The following is an 18,610-nucleotide window of genomic DNA, read 5'->3' as shown; positions in this document are numbered from 1 at the left end:
TCAGTTAAAAATATTTACTCTTGGATCAATTGGGAAAAGAGCAGCGGAACGGAGAACTGGCAATTTCCGCCACCGAGCTGTTTGGGGTTAGATATTTTGATGTAAAGGAGGCTCAGGTGTACGAAGCGGATCCTGAGCAGCTTTATTACTTCAAGGCTTATATCGGTCCGCAGGAGATTCGGGTAGAGGCAGGCGATTGTGTCTATTTTTTCAGCGACGAACTGGACCTGGCCCGGGTAAAAAGAGGTCCCTGCCGGATACACTCCAAACATCTGGCTACGGTAGTGAGGGGGTATATGCATCCGGAGGCTTCCATATCACTGTCGGGAGTGACCACGCTTCCCTACGTTAACGGTTGTTCGACCAAGCAATTATTTCCACCATTGCGGCAGGGCGATCCGACTTTGCAGTATCTGCGCATCCCTCCATACAGCAAAGAGCAGGAGCACCACATTCACTCGACGGTTCGGGTCGTACTGATCCTGCGGGGACGGGGGATAAGTGTGGTGGGCATGGAGGAAAAGAATTTTACCCGGGAACTACGGCCGGGCACCGTTTGTATTTTCGATCCGATGAGTCCCCATCATTTTGAAACGCCGGGTCCGGAACCGCTGGTGGCCCTTCCACTGCATGTATTTTCCTCGGTAGGGCACAGCGAGCGAAACCATCCAATGTTTAACGGAACAATCGTGATCTGATATGATGGATCTGGATGATCGATTAGATAGGGTAGTTGAGAATTTTGTTGGTGCCTTTAACGAAATGTGCCGGTCCAAAAGGAAGGATTTTCTGGTGAGACAAAAGATGGTGAACTACGAAAGCGGAAGCCGACTGGTGAGCTACCGGGTGACTTATAAGATGAAATCGACCAGCAGAGAATGGCGGATCTTTGCCGCGACGAGTGGGTTCTGGATCTTCCGATCTACCTTTCCCCTGCTCCGCATCCTTAAAAAGGAGCATAGCCTGTCTTTTTCCGGCCTGTTCACCGAAGACCTGAAATCCATATCCAGATCTCCGGAACAATTAAAGGAGCAACTGGATCATTATTTGCAAATTTGCGAAAGCCTGCCGCGAGATGCCTTTATCAATTCCTGATCACCAACTGGAATTTCTTTCCAAAAAACAACTGATGGGTAACTGGCGTATCCGTCGGAAGGCCCATCCGCTGTATTTGCAGGCATGCCGCTTCTTTTCCTGTACCCTGATCGACCGAACGGGCATGTTGGACTGTGGTTTGCCTTTCCGGATAATTGATCCGATTGGCACGCTGGAAACGGGAACAAAATCTTTTGACCGGATCTGCGAGGAAAGAGCGGCCTCGATCGTTGCCCAGTCCACCGGACGGCGGATAACCGTATTGTGGTCGGGAGGGATCGATTCCACCGTGGCCCTGATCGCCCTCAGGAACTGCCTTGGGGAACTGGGGGAAAAGCACCGGCTGCACGTTCTCCTTTCAAAAGAATCAATTACCGAATTTCCGGGATTTTTCCGGGATGAAATTGATGGCCGGCTGGACTATTCCCGGATGCAGACCAATATCTACGATGCCATCCGCCCGGAGGATATCAATGTGACCGGAGAGCATGGTGATCAGTTGTTCGGTAGTGATAAACTCAAGTACGCGGTGCAGACCGGTCAGGCGTTCCGACCGTACCCGGATGTGTTGTTCTACTATATCTCCCGCAAGTTGGGTACCACTAAGCATTCGGAATCTCTGATCCGGTACCTGCAGCCGCAGGTCGATGCGGCGCCGGTAGCGATTCGTACTTATTACGACTACCTCTGGTGGATGAATTTTTCCCTGAAGTGGCAGTATGTATCCCTCCGCCTACGCTACGGCCTGGATCCCGGGAAGTATGAACTGGGGGATAATCTGATCCACTTTTTCCGGGCGCCGGATTTTCAGGCCTGGTCTTTAGCGAATCCGGACCAAAAGATCCGCCGGGCCTGGCCGTCTTATAAATTCATAGCCAAGGAGTTTATTCACCGGCACTACCCGAATGAGGATTATTTGCTGTATAAGGAAAAGGAACAATCGCTGAAGGAAGTGATCGTCAGATCCGGATCAATGAATTGGAAAAAAATACTTTATGGACGTTGAACAAACGGTTCTCGAAACGGAAAGACTGGTCCTGGAACGCTTTACGCTGCAGCACGGGACCTTTATTCTCGAACTGGTGAACAGCCCCGGCTGGTTGCAGTATATCGGCGACAAAGGCATCCGGGAACTGGAAGCCGCCGAACAGTACATTCGGGAAGGTCCCATGACGGCCTACGCCCAGTATGGCTACGGCTTTTCGGTGGTGAGCCTGAAAGAAGACCGGACGCCGATCGGGGGCTGTGGGCTGATTCGAAGGGCCGGACTGGAATATCCCGATATTGGTTTTGCCTTATTGCCGGAATATAGCGGAAAGGGATATGCTTTTGAGATTGCTTCGGCGACCCTTGCTCACGCCAAAACCGAGCTGCTGATCCCCCGGATACTCGGTATTACTTTGCCTACCAACACCCGCTCCATCCATTTACTGAACCGGATCGGTTTGAATTTTGCCAGGATGATCCGCCTACCCGGCGATGAAGCGGAGCTCATGCTTTTCCAGACGCCCTGAACCTCCCGTTCTTGCCTTTAACTTTTCAAAACGATATCTTTGTGGCAGCTTGAATTATAATCTCAAATTAGCGCCCTATGATGAACTTCTTTACCCGAAGAACAGCTCTGTTCTTATGGACCTGTGTCTTTTCAGCACTTCCGTTTTCCGCAGTTTTTGCCTGTAGTTGTAGTTTTTCTCCGGATACTTTTTGTGAATCCATTAACGAAGACCACCAATTGGTCCTGGCGTCCTTTATTTCCTCCGACGGTGGCCCCAATGCGCACTATCGGGTAGTGGAGGGGATCAATAATGATCTTACCGGTGATACGATCCTGGTGCTGGGCCATGATGGCGCCAACTGTCTGGAAGAAGTCCTGTACGGCATGTTTAGTGATACGATCCTGCTGGCCCTGAATGGCGGCAACGCAGCTACCTACGCCTGGAGCGCCTGCGGCGTTTTTTACGCATTTTACGAACGGGATTCGCTTTCCTTTGGTGGCTGGAGTTATCCGGAGCAGGAAAAAACAGCCTACACGGATTTTTTGGCCAATCTGTCGGAATGCCAGCAGTTATCGGAATATATGCCCGGCACCGGCCGGATCGTAGATTGGCGGGATACAACGAGTGGGTTGGCTGCTTTTCGTTTTCAGATCAACGACCTTAGTTTGATTACCGATGGGGAAGGACGTTACTATTTTCAACAAATTCCTTTCCGGCCGGAATACTGGGAACCGCACGCAGGTACTCCACTGGCGCCCCGTTCGGACGCGGATATATTACAATCCGTAACTACGGCCGATCTGATAAGGATGCAAAAGCACATCCTGGGATTGACGCCCTTTTCCCATCCGGAGCAGTATCTGGCGGCCGATGTGGATAATTCCCGGCACGTCAGTGTAATGGATGTGCTGTTATTGCGCCGGATCATCCTGAACCTCACGACAAATTTTCCCGGAGGCCAGAGCTGGCGGTTTATTCCGCTGGACTACGAGTTCCCCGATCCGAATAATCCCTGGGCGGAAGATTTCCCGGAAGCGATCTGGATCAGTTACCGGACGGATTTTGACGATAACCTGGTCTACCGGAAGGATGACCTCCATTTCCGGGCGATCAAGATCGGAGATCTATAACTGACCGGCAACTCCGCGTTGATATATGTTTAACGCGATAGGACATAAAGAATTAACCGCGAAGACGCCAAGCCGCTAAGTTTTTGCGATTTTGCCTCCGGCAAGATCACAAATCTTTCAAAAGGTAGGGTCCTTAATCTTTGCGGCTTAGCGCCTTCGCGGTGAAAAATACAGTAAACGGATACCCGCGTTGCCGGTCAGCTACGGAATCCTACATCGTAGCGGGCTCCGCCAGTCCGAATAATTTCAACTCCTTCATTGCCCAGGGGGCCTTTTCTTCCTCCTGCTCAACACTACCGGTCTGCGTGATCCGGAGATATCTGGCTTTTACCGGTTGGAAAGCAATGATATTATCCGGCTCGTCGCACTGCCCGGAGGCAACGGGCTGTTTCCAGCTTTTACCATCCATGGATACCTGGATCTCGTAAGCGCGGGGGTAGGTATGAATGGGCGGAGGGGAACCCGGGCGCCAGCCCCGGCGGATGGGGGGAGCGGTGAAATGGATCTCGGTGAGGGTAGTGGCCTGGGGCAACTCTACCTGGAACCACATGCCTTCCTTTTGCTGCTCGCCGGTCGTCCAGCCTTCAAAGTTAAAAGCACTTTTGGGAGAAGCGGTGCCGCCGATACGGGCCGAAGCACTGTGACTGGCGGTCACTTTCCATCCTTCCTGCGGGATCAGCACCTGAGGCACACTGGCCAGCAGGGCATCGTATTGGTAGGGGCCTTCCTGGCCGGCCGTGGCGGATCGTACCCTGGCGACCTCTTCCGCGGTAACCAGAGAAGCTTCGTTGGTCAGGTTCAGCCGGATAAAGGAAGCGATGGAGGCGATCCATTCGTCCGTTTGCTCCGGCATGCCAACCATGATCGCCCCCGGGTAAGTTTTCCCTTCGATGGCTCCGGTCAGGCCGTGGAGCAATACCTTGATCACGTAATCCGGATGCGATTGTACCCGGGAAGAGCCGGTCAGGGGCGGAGCCATCACCATGCCCTGGCCCATGGGCGTACCCGTGCCGTCAGAGCCGTGGCACTGGGTACACAATTCATTAAAGATCTCACTGCCTTTCTCCATCATGGCGATCTCGGTCTCACTGAGATCCTGACCGGAACCTACGCCAAAACCACGGACCACGGGCGGATTAAGGATCTGATCACCGATGGTCTGTACACCTTTCGCTTTGTTGTTCGCCATGGCGGTCTTGATCTGGCTTTCCAGTCCCGGAAGTTCCAGTAGGTTGGCACTCATCATAGCCTGAATGACCACATCGGTATGCTTATCCAGGATCATCTTCTGGTAATCCTTTTCCAACGACCGGTCTCCTTTTTTGTACAGGGTTTCTCCGGCGCGCATGGCCTGAATACGGAGCCGGGGGCTGGCATCCTGCATCAACTCGCGTACGATGTCCGCGCTCAGCGCACCGAGTCCTTCCAGGCTCCAGAGCGCGTGGAAGCGGGCCAGTAAGTTTTGACTGCCACGGGCCATTTTTTCGAGTTGCGGTACCACCGACTGATCCCGGCTGAGTACGAGCAGTTGCTGGGCTTTGTCCCGCCACCAGCCATTGGGGTGCTCCAGGTGTTTCACCAGCTCAGCGGGTGTTTCGTTCAGCATATTGGGCCTGGTTTTATCGCGATCCATCCCGTCGTAGGTGATCCGCCAGATCCGCCCCAGACTAACTACTTTGTCCAATTGGTATTGTTCGATCTTGGCGCGGAGATAACTGCCCCTCTGCGCCCACTGTCCTTCCTGGATAATACCGTGGTACATATCGACTACGTACATGGTACCATCGGGTGCTGTGGCCATATCTACGGGCCGGAATAAGGGATCGGAAGAACGGAGAAATTCGGATTTTTCATCCTGGTAAACATTATGCAGGGTCGTCAGGCCTTCTTCCACCACCGGATTGATCTGACGCACGATCCGGGCAACCGGTTCGCCGTAGAAAAGCTGGCCTTTGAGATCCTCCGGAAGGCGATCGCCGCGGAAGATGTCGTTGCCGGCCGCTCCGGTCACCCGGTTAACCGAACCGTCCGGATGCCGGACGCGGTCCATGCCTTCCTGCAGATCGGCGATCTTCACGGCGGCACCCCAGGGCACCCTGAAGCCTTCTGCATATTGATCTTCAACTTCAAAATTGCCGTAGTGGATGGGAAACTGGAAATGGGAAGGAACGCCACTGGCTCCGCCCATAAACCAGAGTTTGCCGTCATCGTCGTGGCTGATGCCCCACTGGGCCCGGTTGTATCCGGTTTTTTCCCGGATCACTCCGCCCGGGCTTTCCCGTACCCGGAACGCATTGACCGTACTGTAGAGCCAGTTGTCCATACCCCAGTAGAGGAATGCCTGCTGGTGTTCCACATTGCCCGAACGCCCGTATTTGGTGGTGAATAATTCTTTTTTGTCGGCCCGGCCGTCACCATCGGTATCGGTGTATTTGTAGATGTTGTCGGCATCGGACTCCATCGTCAGTACACAATCTTTGCCGTAGGGCAGGACAAAGCGCGGGAAGATCAGGCTGTCCACAAAAGCCGTACCGGTCTCGTAAACCCCGTCCTGGTCCTTATCCTCCCAGCGGGAGATGCGGCTGACCGGATCAAGGGTACCGTCCGAATCGGCGGTAAGCATATAGGTGCGGAGTTCGAGTACATACATCCGACCGTTACCGTCAAAAGCAATGGCACCGGGCTGTTCGATCTGGGGTTCGGTCAGGATCGGTTCGATCTTATAACCCGGTGGAAGCAGGAATTTTTTAGCTTCCTCTGCGGGATAAAGCGGCAGCACCGGTGCTTTCGGTTCCAGATCAATACCTTTCCAGTCTTCGCTCTCCGGATCGGCATCCGCGGGCATAGCGATCAATGGAAAACTATCCGACATGGAGCTGATGACCCGCTGCACGGGGTCCGGATCGCTCTGTGTGGCCGAGCAGGCGGCCATCAGCATAATGAAAGCAAATGCAATGAGGGTAGTTGTGGGCCATCCATAGGGGAGTAGCCTGTGAGGTGATTTTCTAATAGTCACAGTTTTGGTTGTTTCGTTTTGATTGTTGAAAAGCTGTTCGAAGTATAATTGCCGGAGCAACTTCTGAATAAAAATAAGGAATATTTGAGAAGTGACTATTTTTGTTTTACAAAGCTCGACATTTTAGAATTTTATCCTGATCGTGATCTCCGTGCCGCCGGGAGATCCATCGGGTTCGGTCAACTCCCGGATCATCAGGTATTGCTGTTCCTGAGCCTGCTTTTGGAGGGAAAGTCTTTTGCGGGTAATGCTCATGCCGAGGGAGGTCCTGAGATGTTCTTTCCCTTCCTTATTCCGGCGGGATTGTTCGATGCCGATCCCATTGTCCCGGATGGTGATCTGAAGCAGATCATCGACGAGCTCGTAGGCCAGGAAAATATTACCTGCTCGGGACCGGTCCTCAAAATTGAACCCGTGAATGATGGCGTTTTCAACGAAGGGCTGCACCAGTAGCGGCGGCAGCATGGTATCAAAGGGATCGAGTTGGGGATCGATCCGGATCTCGTATTCAAAACGTTTGCCGAAGCGCAATTTTTCCAGTTCCAGATAATTTTCGAGTATTTGTACCTCATCCTGGAGGGAAATGGCCGGTTCGACCGAAGCATTAAGTGTTGTCCGCACCAGCGTAGCAAAGCGGGAGAGGTATTCCATGGCGCTGGTCTTATCACCGGAAGCGATGAAATTCTGAATGGAATTGAGGCAGTTGAAAATAAAGTGGGGGTTCATCTGTGCCTGCAGGGCGGATCGCTGAAGTTCGTTGATCTCCCGTTCAATGCCGGCTTCCTTTTGCAGTCGGTGCAACCGCATTCGGTACCAGTAATACACAAGGCCGATCAGGACCGCCGCACTCAGCAGAATAAACCACCAGCGCTGCCACACGGGTAAAGAAATGGAAAACGGAAGGCTCAGGGAGTCACTCCAGTTGCCATCCTCATTCTGGGCCTGTACTTCAAAGAGGTAATTGCCGGGCGAAAGCGAGGCATAATTAACGCTCCGGTTGAGGGTGTAAGACCATTCGGGGTCCGAAGTCAGCCGGTAACGATAGGGGATGTTCTCTTTAAATTTAAAATTGAGACAAACGAACTGCAGTTGGATATTCCGCTCATTGGGCGTAAGATCCTGCATTTCCGCCGGCCCCATAGATCGCCCGTTCACCAGAATACTTTCAAAGAACGGTTTGGTGAGGTCCGCCTGGGTATTGTTGCCGAGGGGCAATTTGACCAGACCGCGCGAAGTAGCCACGTACATCCGATCGTTGATGGCACACAGATCGTGGATCTCGTTGGAAGGTAAACCGTGGGCCATCGTAAACCGCTTGACCCGCCATTCGCCGCTTTGTTTGCTCAGTACGTTAAGGCCATTCAGGGTGCCCGCCCATATCTGCTGCCGGTCGTCAACCGCCAGATTCTCGATCATATTGGAGGTAAGCCCCCAATTTTCGTCAATGACGGTGATCGAATCCTTCCAGAGTACAAGGCCATTGCCTTTGGTACCCAGCACCAGGGTGCCGTCGTCCAGTTGGTCAATAGCTTCGATGCGGATGCGCAATTCATCGTGTTTAATGGAATTGCGTTCGAATTTTCCATCCCGGTATTCGAGCAATCCCCGGGTGCTGCCGATCCAGATCCGGTTTTGGGGATCCTGAAACGCGGTGATGAAACGTTCCTGATTGGGCGAATTGCCGGTCGTATAGATGACCTGCTCGCTTTGGATATCGATTATTTCCAGACCGATACTGGTCAGGCTGAAAAGGTAGGAGCTGTCCTGGGAGTAATGCAGTTTTTTGCCCGAAACCATATTTTTCACCCCGAGATCCGGCCGGTAGCTCAACTCACGCGTAGTGCCCGACTGGTAGATCCGAAAGGGGCGACCGGTGATCCAGACCGAGGAATCGTACCTGGAATGGTACAGATCGAAGATCGGGCTCTGACCGGTAGTTAGTTGCCTGATGTCGCCGGAAGGGGGCATCGCGTAAACACTCCCTTCGTCGGTGCCCATCAACAACTGACCGCCGTACCATTGCTCCAGACTGAGGACCTGCTCGTTGGCGGATTCGCCGGGTCTTTCCACTACTTCCAGGCCGAGATTGGGCGCATAGAATATGCCGCTCTGCAGACTTCCGAACCAATAGCCTCCGAGCCGGTCCCGGCAAACGGCGGAAATGGAATGATTGGTGAGATAGGTCTGGTATTTATTCTGACTGAGGTTCGAAAAGCCCCGGTAGGCGCGCACCCCGAACTTGTCATTCAGGCCCAACCAGAAGATGGAATCTTTCATGGTAAGAACGGCGGCTTTGGCCGGTAGCGGATATTTGGCCTGGAACTGATGATCCCGGAAGACGAACAGTTCCTTACGAAAATCAAAGAACTGGTACTGCTTATCGGAAAATCCGCTCGACCGGGTGGTTCCCACGGTTACTTTGATCTTGTATTCCCATTCCAGGCTGTCGCTAAAGATCGCCATGCGTAAGGTATCCTTTTGATTCTGGGTGGGCATTCCGAATTTTTCCAGACTGGCATTGCTGGCGATGGAATAAAGGGTTTGATCGTGCTCGGGACTCTCCAGCAGCATGACGGAATTGCTGTGTTTCCGGTTCATTATTTCGTGCCGGCCCTCGGGATCGATCCGCAGTAATCCCAGGTCGCTGAGCGCAAAGTAGGACCAGCCGTTCTCCGACATGATGAATCCCTGCGGAAGATAAGGGTGATACTGCTCGAAGATGTGATTAAAAGTATAGGGATAAATGCTGTCCTGACAGTAGTAGTACATTTTTCCGGACATGGTCTGCATCCAGACCCGGTCCTGCTCGTCCGCCTGCAGGTGAAAGATCACATTGTTATTCAATCCTTCCTTGGCGCTGTAATTCTTAAACTGGTATCCGTCAAAGCGGCTGACGCCATTGTCGGTTGCGATCCAGATATATCCCTTATTGTCCTGAATGATGTCGTGCACTTCGGGGCTGGCCAGACCGTCATCAGTCGTATAGTTGCGAAAATGGGGCTGGCGGCCCGTCTGGGCCGATAGCGATAGCGGCCCGATCCCCAGACCAGATAGTAAACTGAATAGAACAAGAATAGAATAGTGGTAATAATGCTTCACTTCCCCGCAATTATTTGCCAAAACTAAATTTTAATCCGGATAACTACCTCGGTTCCTGCGGTATTATTCGCTTCATCCTTCAGTTCTTCCACCTGGAGGTGATCTCCGGCCGGCGCTCCCTGTAAGGACAAACGCTTTTGGGTAATACTCATCCCCATCAATTGGTGGATAGATGTCGCATTGGCCTGGTGTTGTTGGGACCGGTCAATGCCCAGACCATTATCCCGAATACTCACCCGCAGATAACCACCCGCTTTTTGGTAACGAATACGGAGGTCGCCGATCCGCGTGGGATCCGTAAAATTAAAGCCATGGTTGATCGCATTTTCGACGAAAGGTTGTACCAATAGAGGAGGCAGCGAGATCTCAAAAGGATCGAGTTCCGGATCAATTTCAATAGTGTATTCGAACCGGTCGTGAAATCGAAGTTTTTCCAGTTCGATATAATTCTTTAGTACCTGCACTTCTTCTTCCAGAGAGATGCTGGCTTGGGTGGAAGCATTCAGGGTGGCCCGGACCAGCTTGGCAAAACGGGCCAGGTAATGCATGGCGCTGGTCTTATCCCCGGAAGCAATAAAGCTCTGGATAGAGTTCAGACAGTTGAAAATAAAATGGGGGTTCATCTGCGCCTGCAGGGCCGAGCGGTGTAGTTCATTGATCTGCTTTTCGGTAAGCGCTTCTTTTCGCAGCCGGGTCAGACGGACACGATACCAGTAATAAATCCCTCCAAACAGCAAAAAGGCGACTGCACCCAGGCGAAACCAGAGCCGTTGCCAGAAGGGGCGCGAAATGGAGAATTCAGCGATCAGTGATTCGCTCCAGGCGCCGTCTTCGTTCTGTGCCTGCAGTTCGAAGGTATAGTTTCCGGGGGTAAGTGCGGCGTAATTCACACTGCGGTCCCGGGTATAAGACCAGGCCGCATCGGCGTTCAGTTTATAGCGATAGGGGATGTTTTCCCGGAACTTGTAGTTGAGGCAAATGAAGTGCAACTGGATATTGCCTTCATTGTACTTAAGCCGGCCCAACTGGTCCTGATCCACCGGCTGACCGTTGACGAGTATGGTTTCAAAAAATGGCGCTGGGGCGTATCTCGTGATTTTTTGTTTCAGTGGAAAGCGCACGAGGCCGTTGCCCGTGGCAATGTATAGCCAGTTGCCGATATGGCACAGGTCGTGGATCTCATTGGAAGGCAAGCCGTGGGACATGGTGACCTGCCGGATGCTCCACTCCCGGGTAACACTATCTCTTCGGACTACATTCAGTCCGTTCAGGGTGGCCACCCAGATCTGTTGCTCATCGTCAATTATGATACTTTCGATCATGTTACTGGTAAGACCGGCTTTATCGTCCAGAATAGTCACCTGAGCATCTTTCCAAAGCGCTATCCCTCCACCTTTCGATCCCATCACCAGGGTGCCGTCAGCCAGTTCATTGATGGCTTCGATACGCAATTGGAAAAAGGGTTCTCTGTGGACGACCGGGCGGAGTTGATCCTCCGAAAATTCCAGTAACCCCCGGGTGCTGCCGATCCAGATGCGGCCTCCGGAGTCCTCAAATGCGTCCAGGAAACTGGTTTGGTACGTCGTACCCAGGGTGCTGAATACTACCTGCTCGGCGGAACGGTCCACCACCTCCAGCCCGATGCTCGACAAGCAATAGATCCGACTACTATCCGCACTGGGAAGGATCCTTTTGGAGGAAACCAATTCGGCCCGACTCAGAGCGTCAGCGTAGGGAACCGGCTTTCTTTTACCTCCACGAATCATCTGTAGCGGTTGTCCGGTCACCCAAAGCGTCCGGTCATTGGTCGTATACCGGAGATCGTAAACCCCACCTTCAATTTTTTGCAGTTTTTGGAAGTTACCGGTGGTGTCCAGGGCATAGATCTGTCCGGCATCCGTGCCCAGCAGAAGTTGACCGTCGCTACCTCGCTGCAGGCACAGGATATTCTCATTTGGAGACAGGATTTCGGGCCGGATCACTCGCAGGTCCAGATTTGGGGCATAGCGCAGGCCATCCTCAAGCGTACCGAACCAGTGACCGCCCAGATTATCCCGGTAGACCGCGGAAATGGAATTCCCCTTCAGGTATCTTTGATACCGGCCCTGGTGGAGATCCGAAACAGAGGGAAAAGCCCAAACGCCTTCCTTATTGTTCAGGCCTACCCAGAAAGTAGAGTCTATCCGGTCTATTTCGGCCGCCTTGGAGGGAATGGGAAACCTGGACACCAACTCGTAGTTTTGATAAATGACGAGTTCTTTACGGAAATCAAATAGCTGGTGTTGACCTTCCGAAAAGCCACTAGACCGGGTGGTGCCGGGTTTCAAATAAACGTCGTGTACTCCGTTCAGACTGTCGGAAAATACCGCCAGTTGGTGGTTGGTCGGCGAAGTATTTACGGGAAAGCCAAATTGTTGCAGCGTCGCATTGCCCACTATCGAAAAAAGCGAGCGCTTTAGCTCCGGCTTTTCCAGTAAGACCAGCATGCTGGAGGTGTTGCGATTGAGGAAATCGTGCCTGCCGGTAGAGTCTACCCGAAGAATACCCAGGTGGATCAGGGAAAAGTAATGCCACTTCCCTTCGGGGATCATAAAACCGTTCGGGAGAAAATAGCGGTATTGCCCAAAAATATCATTGTGCGCGTAGGTGTGGATACTATCCTGGTCGTAATAGTACATGTTGCCGGACATCGTCTGCATCCAGACCCGGCCATGGCTATCTTCCTCCAGGAAGAATACCACGTTGTTCATAAGGCCCTGCTTGGCGCCGTAATTGTGGAATCGGTACCCGTCAAAACGGCTCACCCCGTTATCGGTGGCGATCCATAAATACCCCTGGCGATCCTGCAGGATATCGTGGACCTCCGGACTGGGCAGTCCGTCGTCCGTAGAGTAGTTTCTGAAATAAGGCTGATGATCATTTTGGGCAGATAATACCAGGCTGGAAAGCAGAACAGACCAGAGATGAAGCGCTTTGAAATAATGTGATGAGCGGAGAAATGTCATCTTTTTTCTGAATAAGTGCCCTTGTGGTAATACCAAATAATAAATAATACCTGCCAAATTTAAAGTGGGCTCATGCCGATTTTAAAAGTAGGGAAAAAAGTGAAAACAACTGTGTAGTTTTAGGATAATTGATTGAAGATCGCGATAAGACAAAACCTGTTTTCGTACTGAAAGGCTTCTGAAAATTCGCTCTCACTTAATGTGATTAGAATTAAATATTTGTCTCTGATTAGATTAGAAGCGCTCTTATGAGTTAAATGATTTCAAACGAAATTTGCTCTCATTGGAGCAAGTTGCCGTTGTTTACAACGGCAACATTTATTTTAATGGTGCAGATAAGTGTAGTTCATATGGTGACTTAGAATAGTAGTAAAACTAAGTCTCGAAAAACTGAATGCTTTAACCCAGCGATGTTTACTGTTCTGGTTGATCTGGGTAAGTAGTCGATCGGCTACCAATAATCCCATGAACTATACTTTCTCTCCGTTTTTCTCTTCATGCTGCCTCGCCTGGCCGTTGCTTTTCTCCGTTTTTCTTTTCCTGCTGTATTCCTGCTGTGCGATGTTTCGGTAAGATCATTTACCTACTTATGTGCTAAAAAAGAGAAGGGAAATCACCCTTTAAGGTGTTTCCCTCCCTAGATTGAAGCAAGACATTATATCTTCAGCTTATGGGATTTTTTTTACTAGTCTTAAAACCCCAGGCGTTTCGGTGTGATTAATTTGGTATTATTTGGCTGAACTGTAATGACTGTTATTTCATACTAATCCAATTCCAATTGTTGATACAAAATTAGAAGGGCCCAGGCTTAAAAATGAGTCAAACTTTGTCAAATTTGCTCTCCCCAAGAATTTTGCGATCCATATATTTTTCATCGATACCATTTTTAATTTCCTTCGAATTTGAATTGCAAAATTTCCTGAAAAATAAGGTGGGGTCTTCCCAATTTTATATTTCTACCTTGTTAAAAATCGGTCTGGCCTTTGCTATGCCTAAGGCCTCTAAAATAATTACCGCTCCACTTCCGAAAGTTGCCGGATGCTGATCTTAGGCTCGGATTTTACCTCCGTTCCTTCCTTGGGCCGCAGCATGGCGTAGAGGCCAGGTACGGCGGCAATGACCAGGAATCCCAGCCCCACCAGTGCCGTATGCCAGCTGGTCAGGAAGAATTCGTTCAGGCTGAAAATGCTCAGAATGATCAGCGTGGAGAACGGCAGTGAGAGTGCCAGTGTATTCAGTGCCAGGTCCAGTTGGAAAGTGGGCTCACCCTCCTTATGCCGGGCTTTCGCCGCATCTTCGGATTCGAGTGCACTGACGGCAGACATGTGCGCAAAAGGCCAGAAACTACAGGCACTCTGCGGGAACACGATGGCCAGTAAGATGGCCGCCGGCGTCGCTGCCGGTACAAAAGTGAGGAACAGTGCACTCAGTAAAAAGGCCAAACCGGCCCGGAAACTCAATAATTTGAAGATCAGTGCCATCTCCGCTTTCTGGAATTTCACGGCCATGCCTATGAACAGGAGTACCATCGGCGTCATCAGTACGCTCATCCGCACGACAGAATCCTGCAGGAAAAGCGGTAGGGAATCGAGATTCCAGCCAAAACCTAACATGACCAGTGCGGTGACAATCACCATATTAACCGGTTCCCGCACCAGGGAAACCATCAGGTCTTTCAGCCGGCTTTTGGTACTGACGGCTTCCGTATTGTCATCTCCCTGCAGCCGGCGGCGGCGCGTGTAGTACCACTGCATGGCCAGCAGGTATAACAAGATGAGTACGAACACCTTATTTCCAACGTCCGTTAAAGCAGCCCGCGCCAGGCTTTCCTCTCCCAGATATTCAAGAATAAATGGAAAACAGGACAAACCCGGCGCTAGCGATGGTAACAACAGCATTATGGTCCGCGAGTCAGCACTATCCTTGCGGATACCGAATTGCGGCAACATAAAACGGGCTGCCAAAAGCATAATAACGTTAAAAACAAGTGCCAACAATGGTAAAAACAACAACGAAGAATCGATCTTTATCTTCAGCAAAGCCACAAAAATAGTGGCGGGGAGGGCAATGCTCAGGATGAGTATTTTCACACCTCCCAGCTGCTCTTTGTCTTTTAGCTTCTTTTTTAGTAATACGCCGATCAGGATCAATAGTATAAACGATATGGTTTTCTGTAGCGCCATTTTATCAGTATAGTAGCCAGAACAAAGCATCACGTCCGGCGGCCGGAGCCACCGAACGGATGAACCTTGCATGCCAATTACAAATATGAGTTGATCTTTTCCGCAGTCAGTAAATCAGCAGTCAGTTCCGGATCGCCATCGGCCATTTGTTGTGCAGCCGGCGAATTTACCGATCCCTGATCGCTTATTTACGCGCTACTGATTACTGATCACGTGGATAATTAAACCAGTACTTTCTTCAGGGAATCCAGGAACATCTCCATTTCTTCTTTTTTGCCCATGCTCACGCGGCAGTAGGGTTTCCCGAATACCTCAAACGCCCGTACACCCACTCCCTGCTCGTACATCTTTTTCAGGAACGGCTGCCCCTGCATATCGATCGGGAACAGGATGAAACTTGTATAAGAGGGTACAAAGTCGAAGCCCATAGTGTCCAGACCGGCGTAAACGATCTCTCTGGATTCCTTGGTCCACATCCGGGAGTTGTTCTGGAAAGTTTCATCCTCCATACTGGCCATGGCGCCGCGGATGGAAGTAACGCACAGTCCCATGTTGCTCCGCACCATGCTGGAGATCTTATCCAGCGTAGAAGGCAGGGCCACGATGTAACCGATCCGCAGTCCGGCCATGGCGTGGATCTTGGAGAACGTCCGGGAGATGATCACATTTTTACCTTCTTTCACCAGGTCGATCATACTGGATTCGATCGGTTTGTCCAGGAACTCGAGGTAGGCTTCATCCACAAAAATGGGGGCTTTATCCGCCATTTTTTTGCAGAAGCTGCGCAGTTCGTCGGCCGGCGTCAGTGTACCGGTCGGGTTATTCGGATTACAAATGTAGATCAGCTTGGTATCGCCATCTACTGCTTTTTCCATGCCTTTCAGGTCGTGGGCCCAATCGGAGGTCAGGGGCACTTTTTTCCAGTCGGCTTTAAAGGCCATTGCGGTTTTGATCAGCGACATATAAGCCGGATCGGCGGAAACGATGTTGCCCCCGTCAATGAAATGGGTGATGGCCGTTTTTTCCAACAGGTCCGTAGATCCCGGGCCGAGCATGATGTAATCTTCGGAAACGCCTTCTTTTTTGGCGATCAGGCTGATGAGTTCGGCCGCATCACCGTGCCCGTAACGGTTACCTACGGAGACGGATTCCATGATGGCCAGACGGGCCTTATCGGAAGGGCCGAAGGGGTTTTCGTTGGCGAGTAGTCTCGCTTTCAGTTCGGGACGCTCGTTCATTTGCGTTTCCCATTCCCAGCTGGGCTGGTACTCAAAAAAAGTCTCTTTCTGGCGATTTGCCGTTTTGGCCTGCAGGTTCATACCCGGGGTGAGTGCTACTCCGGTAGTGAATAAAGCCGTGCGTTTGAGCCAGTTGCGGCGGTTGATCGTTGTTGTAGTTGACATGATTAAGGATGTTTAGTGGTGTAAGAAAGTTATCGGGAGACAGAAACCGGAAGCCGGTGTAATTTTCGGCCCGCGGCCCCTGTTCTCCCTTTGCTTTTAGAAGTTTTGATAAATACGGAAGGGCGTATCTTCGTAGACGCCGACCCATTCCAGGCGGCTGGCGCCCATCAGATTGGTGATCTCCTCTTCGAAAATGACGCTTCCGTCAGAATCGGTCATCAACTCTCCGACGAGGTCGGATTCGAAGACGTACACCTTGATCTCGAGGCCGGCTACCGGCAGCGAATCAATGCCGATGTTCTGGTCGAGAATGCCACTTTTGTCCAGGTCCAGGAAGGTAGCTTTCACTTTCAGCATGCCCGGATCGGTATCGCCCAGGGCTTCAAATTGCGCCAGTACCGGCGATTCGATGATATCAAAGGCCAGGTCGTCCTTAGCGCAGGAAGCCAGGAAACAACCGACCAGTACCAACAGGAATAAATTGCGACTTAGCATAACGTTATTTTTTTGACGCACTCACCGGAGCTGGGAGCAGAGGAAATCGCCCCGGTGAGCCGTTCTTAGTTTTTTAATGATTACCTATCTGGTCATTATTCCGCCCACCAGAGTTTGGTCAGCTTATCGTCCGATCCTCCGTTCAGACTGGCACCCTGGGCTACGTTAGCCCCGTTGAGCGAGTACTCGGATTCCGGATACCGCAGTCGGGTGGGTACCTGTCCATCGTTTTCGAAAATGGCATCCGGATGGGCTTCCGGCAGTACCGGATAGCCGGTACGGCGGTATTCCGTCCAGGCTTCGATGCCCTGGCTGAACAGCGCTTTCCATTTCTCCGTCATGATGGTTTCCTTATCGGCCGTCATGCCATCCGTATAGCCGGCGGGCATTTCCAGACCATATTGTTCGAAGGAAGCTTTGATCGCCATTTCGAGGTAGGTCATTGCCGTTTCACCTCCGGTGTAATCACCGTCCAGGGCGGCTTCCGCCAGCGTGAACAGCAGTTCACTGTAGGTCATGATGAAAAACGGAGCCTTTTCCTGCGTAAACCAGCTACCCGGCCGGGAAGCGGTGTTGATGTATACACTAGCGTTGGCTTCCGGTAATCCGTTCGGGGCACCGGTGTATCCGCCGGCCATCGGACCGGCGAGCGACGGTTCGGCGTAAACGGTGATCCGGGGATCTGTCGGGCGACCTTCACCGTCCGTCATAGCGTCGATCAGGGTCTGGCTAATCGACCAGTCTTCCCGGGCGCTGATCACCATGACATCGTGCCAGGCGTTATTGTTGTTGCTGTTCAGACGCGCCTCGTGGTTCAGTGCCGCAAAGTCATCGTTGCTGGTGAAAATGGGATAAGCCGCAGGGTCGCCCATGATCTCCGTGAAAACGGCTTTGGATTCGGCGGCTTTCTTAGCCGCCTGACGGTTAGCCAGTCGCAGCCGCAGGGAGTTGGTGAATTTTTGCCAGCGCAGAATGTCCCCATCGAAGAGGATATCTCCGGGCAGCCGTTTTCCGGCGGGGTCGAGCATGTCTGCCGCCATTTTCAGATCCGCCAGCAAACCGGCGTAAATGCTTTCCTGGGAATCATAAGCCGGAGCCAGGTTGTTCTCCGTAGATCCCTTCAATGCGTCGGAGTAGGGGATCGATCCCCAGGTGTCCGTTACAATGGCGAACAGGTACGCCCGCATGGTCATCGCGATAGCGGTATAGTTCTCATTGTAATACTGTCCTTCCGGATCGCTCGTCAGATCGATCACTTTCTGGAAGTTGATGATGCTTTCATTGTAGAATCCTTCCCAGTTGTTGTTCCGCATGGAAGCATCAGGGTTGTAGGTGTCGCCCTCGTTCGTATACTGATTGCGGGCAAAGTATTGGACCCAAAGCATCCCTCCGTCGAGCCCCAGCCGTTCCAGACGGGAGCGGTGGCCGTGGATGCGGTCGATACCTTCCCGGGTGGCGTAGGGGAAGATAACTTCCGGCGGCACCAGGGTGGGCTCGTTGGGATTGGTGTTCATTTCTTCGAAATCCCCGGTGCAGGAAGGCAGGAGAAACGCCGTTCCGAACAGTCCGAGAATAGTGTATATGATGAATTTTTTCATAATTGTTGAATTTAGTCTGTAGTCATAATCAGTAGTCAGCGATCGGCCAGCTACCGCTTAGAGACTGTTTGAAGACTTCTGCTGCCGGAG

Annotated in this window: 12 protein-coding genes; 5 read left to right on the top strand and 7 right to left on the bottom strand. The window is 51.7% G+C overall.

The features are described 5' to 3' along the window. Positions 1-20 precede the first annotated feature (20 nt). The 5 genes from CRP01_RS06555 (at position 21) to CRP01_RS06535 (ending at position 3,721) form a co-directional block, all read left to right on the top strand. On the top strand, positions 21-698 hold the full coding sequence (locus CRP01_RS06555) for a cupin domain-containing protein (RefSeq protein WP_099149220.1): 678 nt from the start codon (positions 21-23) through the stop codon (positions 696-698). 1 nt (position 699) lies between these two features. Further along, positions 700-1,095, top strand: a complete 396-nt coding sequence (locus CRP01_RS06550) for a hypothetical protein (protein ID WP_099149219.1) — start codon at positions 700-702, stop codon at positions 1,093-1,095. Further along, positions 1,076-2,101: a hypothetical protein gene (locus CRP01_RS06545; RefSeq protein ID WP_099149218.1), complete on the top strand. Its 1,026-nt coding sequence runs from the start codon at positions 1,076-1,078 to the stop codon at positions 2,099-2,101. The genes CRP01_RS06550 and CRP01_RS06545 overlap by 20 nt, the downstream gene beginning before the upstream one ends. Beyond that, positions 2,091-2,609, top strand: a complete 519-nt coding sequence (locus CRP01_RS06540; protein ID WP_099149217.1) for a GNAT family N-acetyltransferase — start codon at positions 2,091-2,093, stop codon at positions 2,607-2,609. Before CRP01_RS06545 ends, CRP01_RS06540 begins: the two co-directional genes overlap by 11 nt. A 77-nt stretch (positions 2,610-2,686) precedes the next feature. After that, entirely contained in the window at positions 2,687-3,721 is a 1,035-nt protein-coding gene (locus CRP01_RS06535) for a hypothetical protein (protein ID WP_099149216.1), read from the top strand. A gap of 211 nt (positions 3,722-3,932) precedes the next feature. Here the strand turns inward: CRP01_RS06535 and CRP01_RS06530 are convergent, their stop codons facing one another. From CRP01_RS06530 to CRP01_RS06500, 7 genes are all read right to left on the bottom strand, one after another. Then, positions 3,933-6,737, bottom strand: coding sequence for a DUF7133 domain-containing protein (locus CRP01_RS06530; RefSeq protein WP_222845667.1), 2,805 nt, complete (start codon positions 6,735-6,737; stop codon positions 3,933-3,935). Between the two features lie 123 nt (positions 6,738-6,860). Further along, a complete protein-coding gene (locus CRP01_RS06525; RefSeq protein WP_099149214.1) occupies positions 6,861-9,857 on the bottom strand; it encodes a sensor histidine kinase in 2,997 nt (998 codons plus the stop codon). 2 nt (positions 9,858-9,859) lie between these two features. Continuing rightward, complete coding sequence (locus CRP01_RS06520; RefSeq protein ID WP_099149213.1) at positions 9,860-12,841, bottom strand: sensor histidine kinase; 2,982 nt, start codon at positions 12,839-12,841, stop codon at positions 9,860-9,862. 1,010 nt (positions 12,842-13,851) lie between these two features. Beyond that, positions 13,852-15,024 carry an AEC family transporter gene (locus CRP01_RS06515; protein ID WP_099149212.1) on the bottom strand — a complete coding sequence of 391 codons (1,173 nt, stop codon included), beginning with the start codon at positions 15,022-15,024 and terminating at the stop codon, positions 13,852-13,854. Between the two features lie 221 nt (positions 15,025-15,245). After that, positions 15,246-16,427: a pyridoxal phosphate-dependent aminotransferase gene (locus CRP01_RS06510; protein WP_099149211.1), complete on the bottom strand. Its 1,182-nt coding sequence runs from the start codon at positions 16,425-16,427 to the stop codon at positions 15,246-15,248. Between the two features lie 96 nt (positions 16,428-16,523). Further along, on the bottom strand, positions 16,524-16,922 hold the full coding sequence (locus CRP01_RS06505; RefSeq protein ID WP_099149210.1) for a hypothetical protein: 399 nt from the start codon (positions 16,920-16,922) through the stop codon (positions 16,524-16,526). 95 nt (positions 16,923-17,017) lie between these two features. Further along, positions 17,018-18,520, bottom strand: coding sequence for a SusD/RagB family nutrient-binding outer membrane lipoprotein (locus tag CRP01_RS06500; RefSeq protein ID WP_099149209.1), 1,503 nt, complete (start codon positions 18,518-18,520; stop codon positions 17,018-17,020). Positions 18,521-18,610: the final 90 nt, after the last annotated feature.

Source organism: Flavilitoribacter nigricans DSM 23189 = NBRC 102662, from assembly GCF_002646595.1.
Classification (GTDB): domain Bacteria; phylum Bacteroidota; class Bacteroidia; order Chitinophagales; family Saprospiraceae; genus Flavilitoribacter; species Flavilitoribacter nigricans.
Note: the sequence above shows the minus strand (reverse complement) of the source record. Positions and strands in the feature narration are given on the sequence as shown.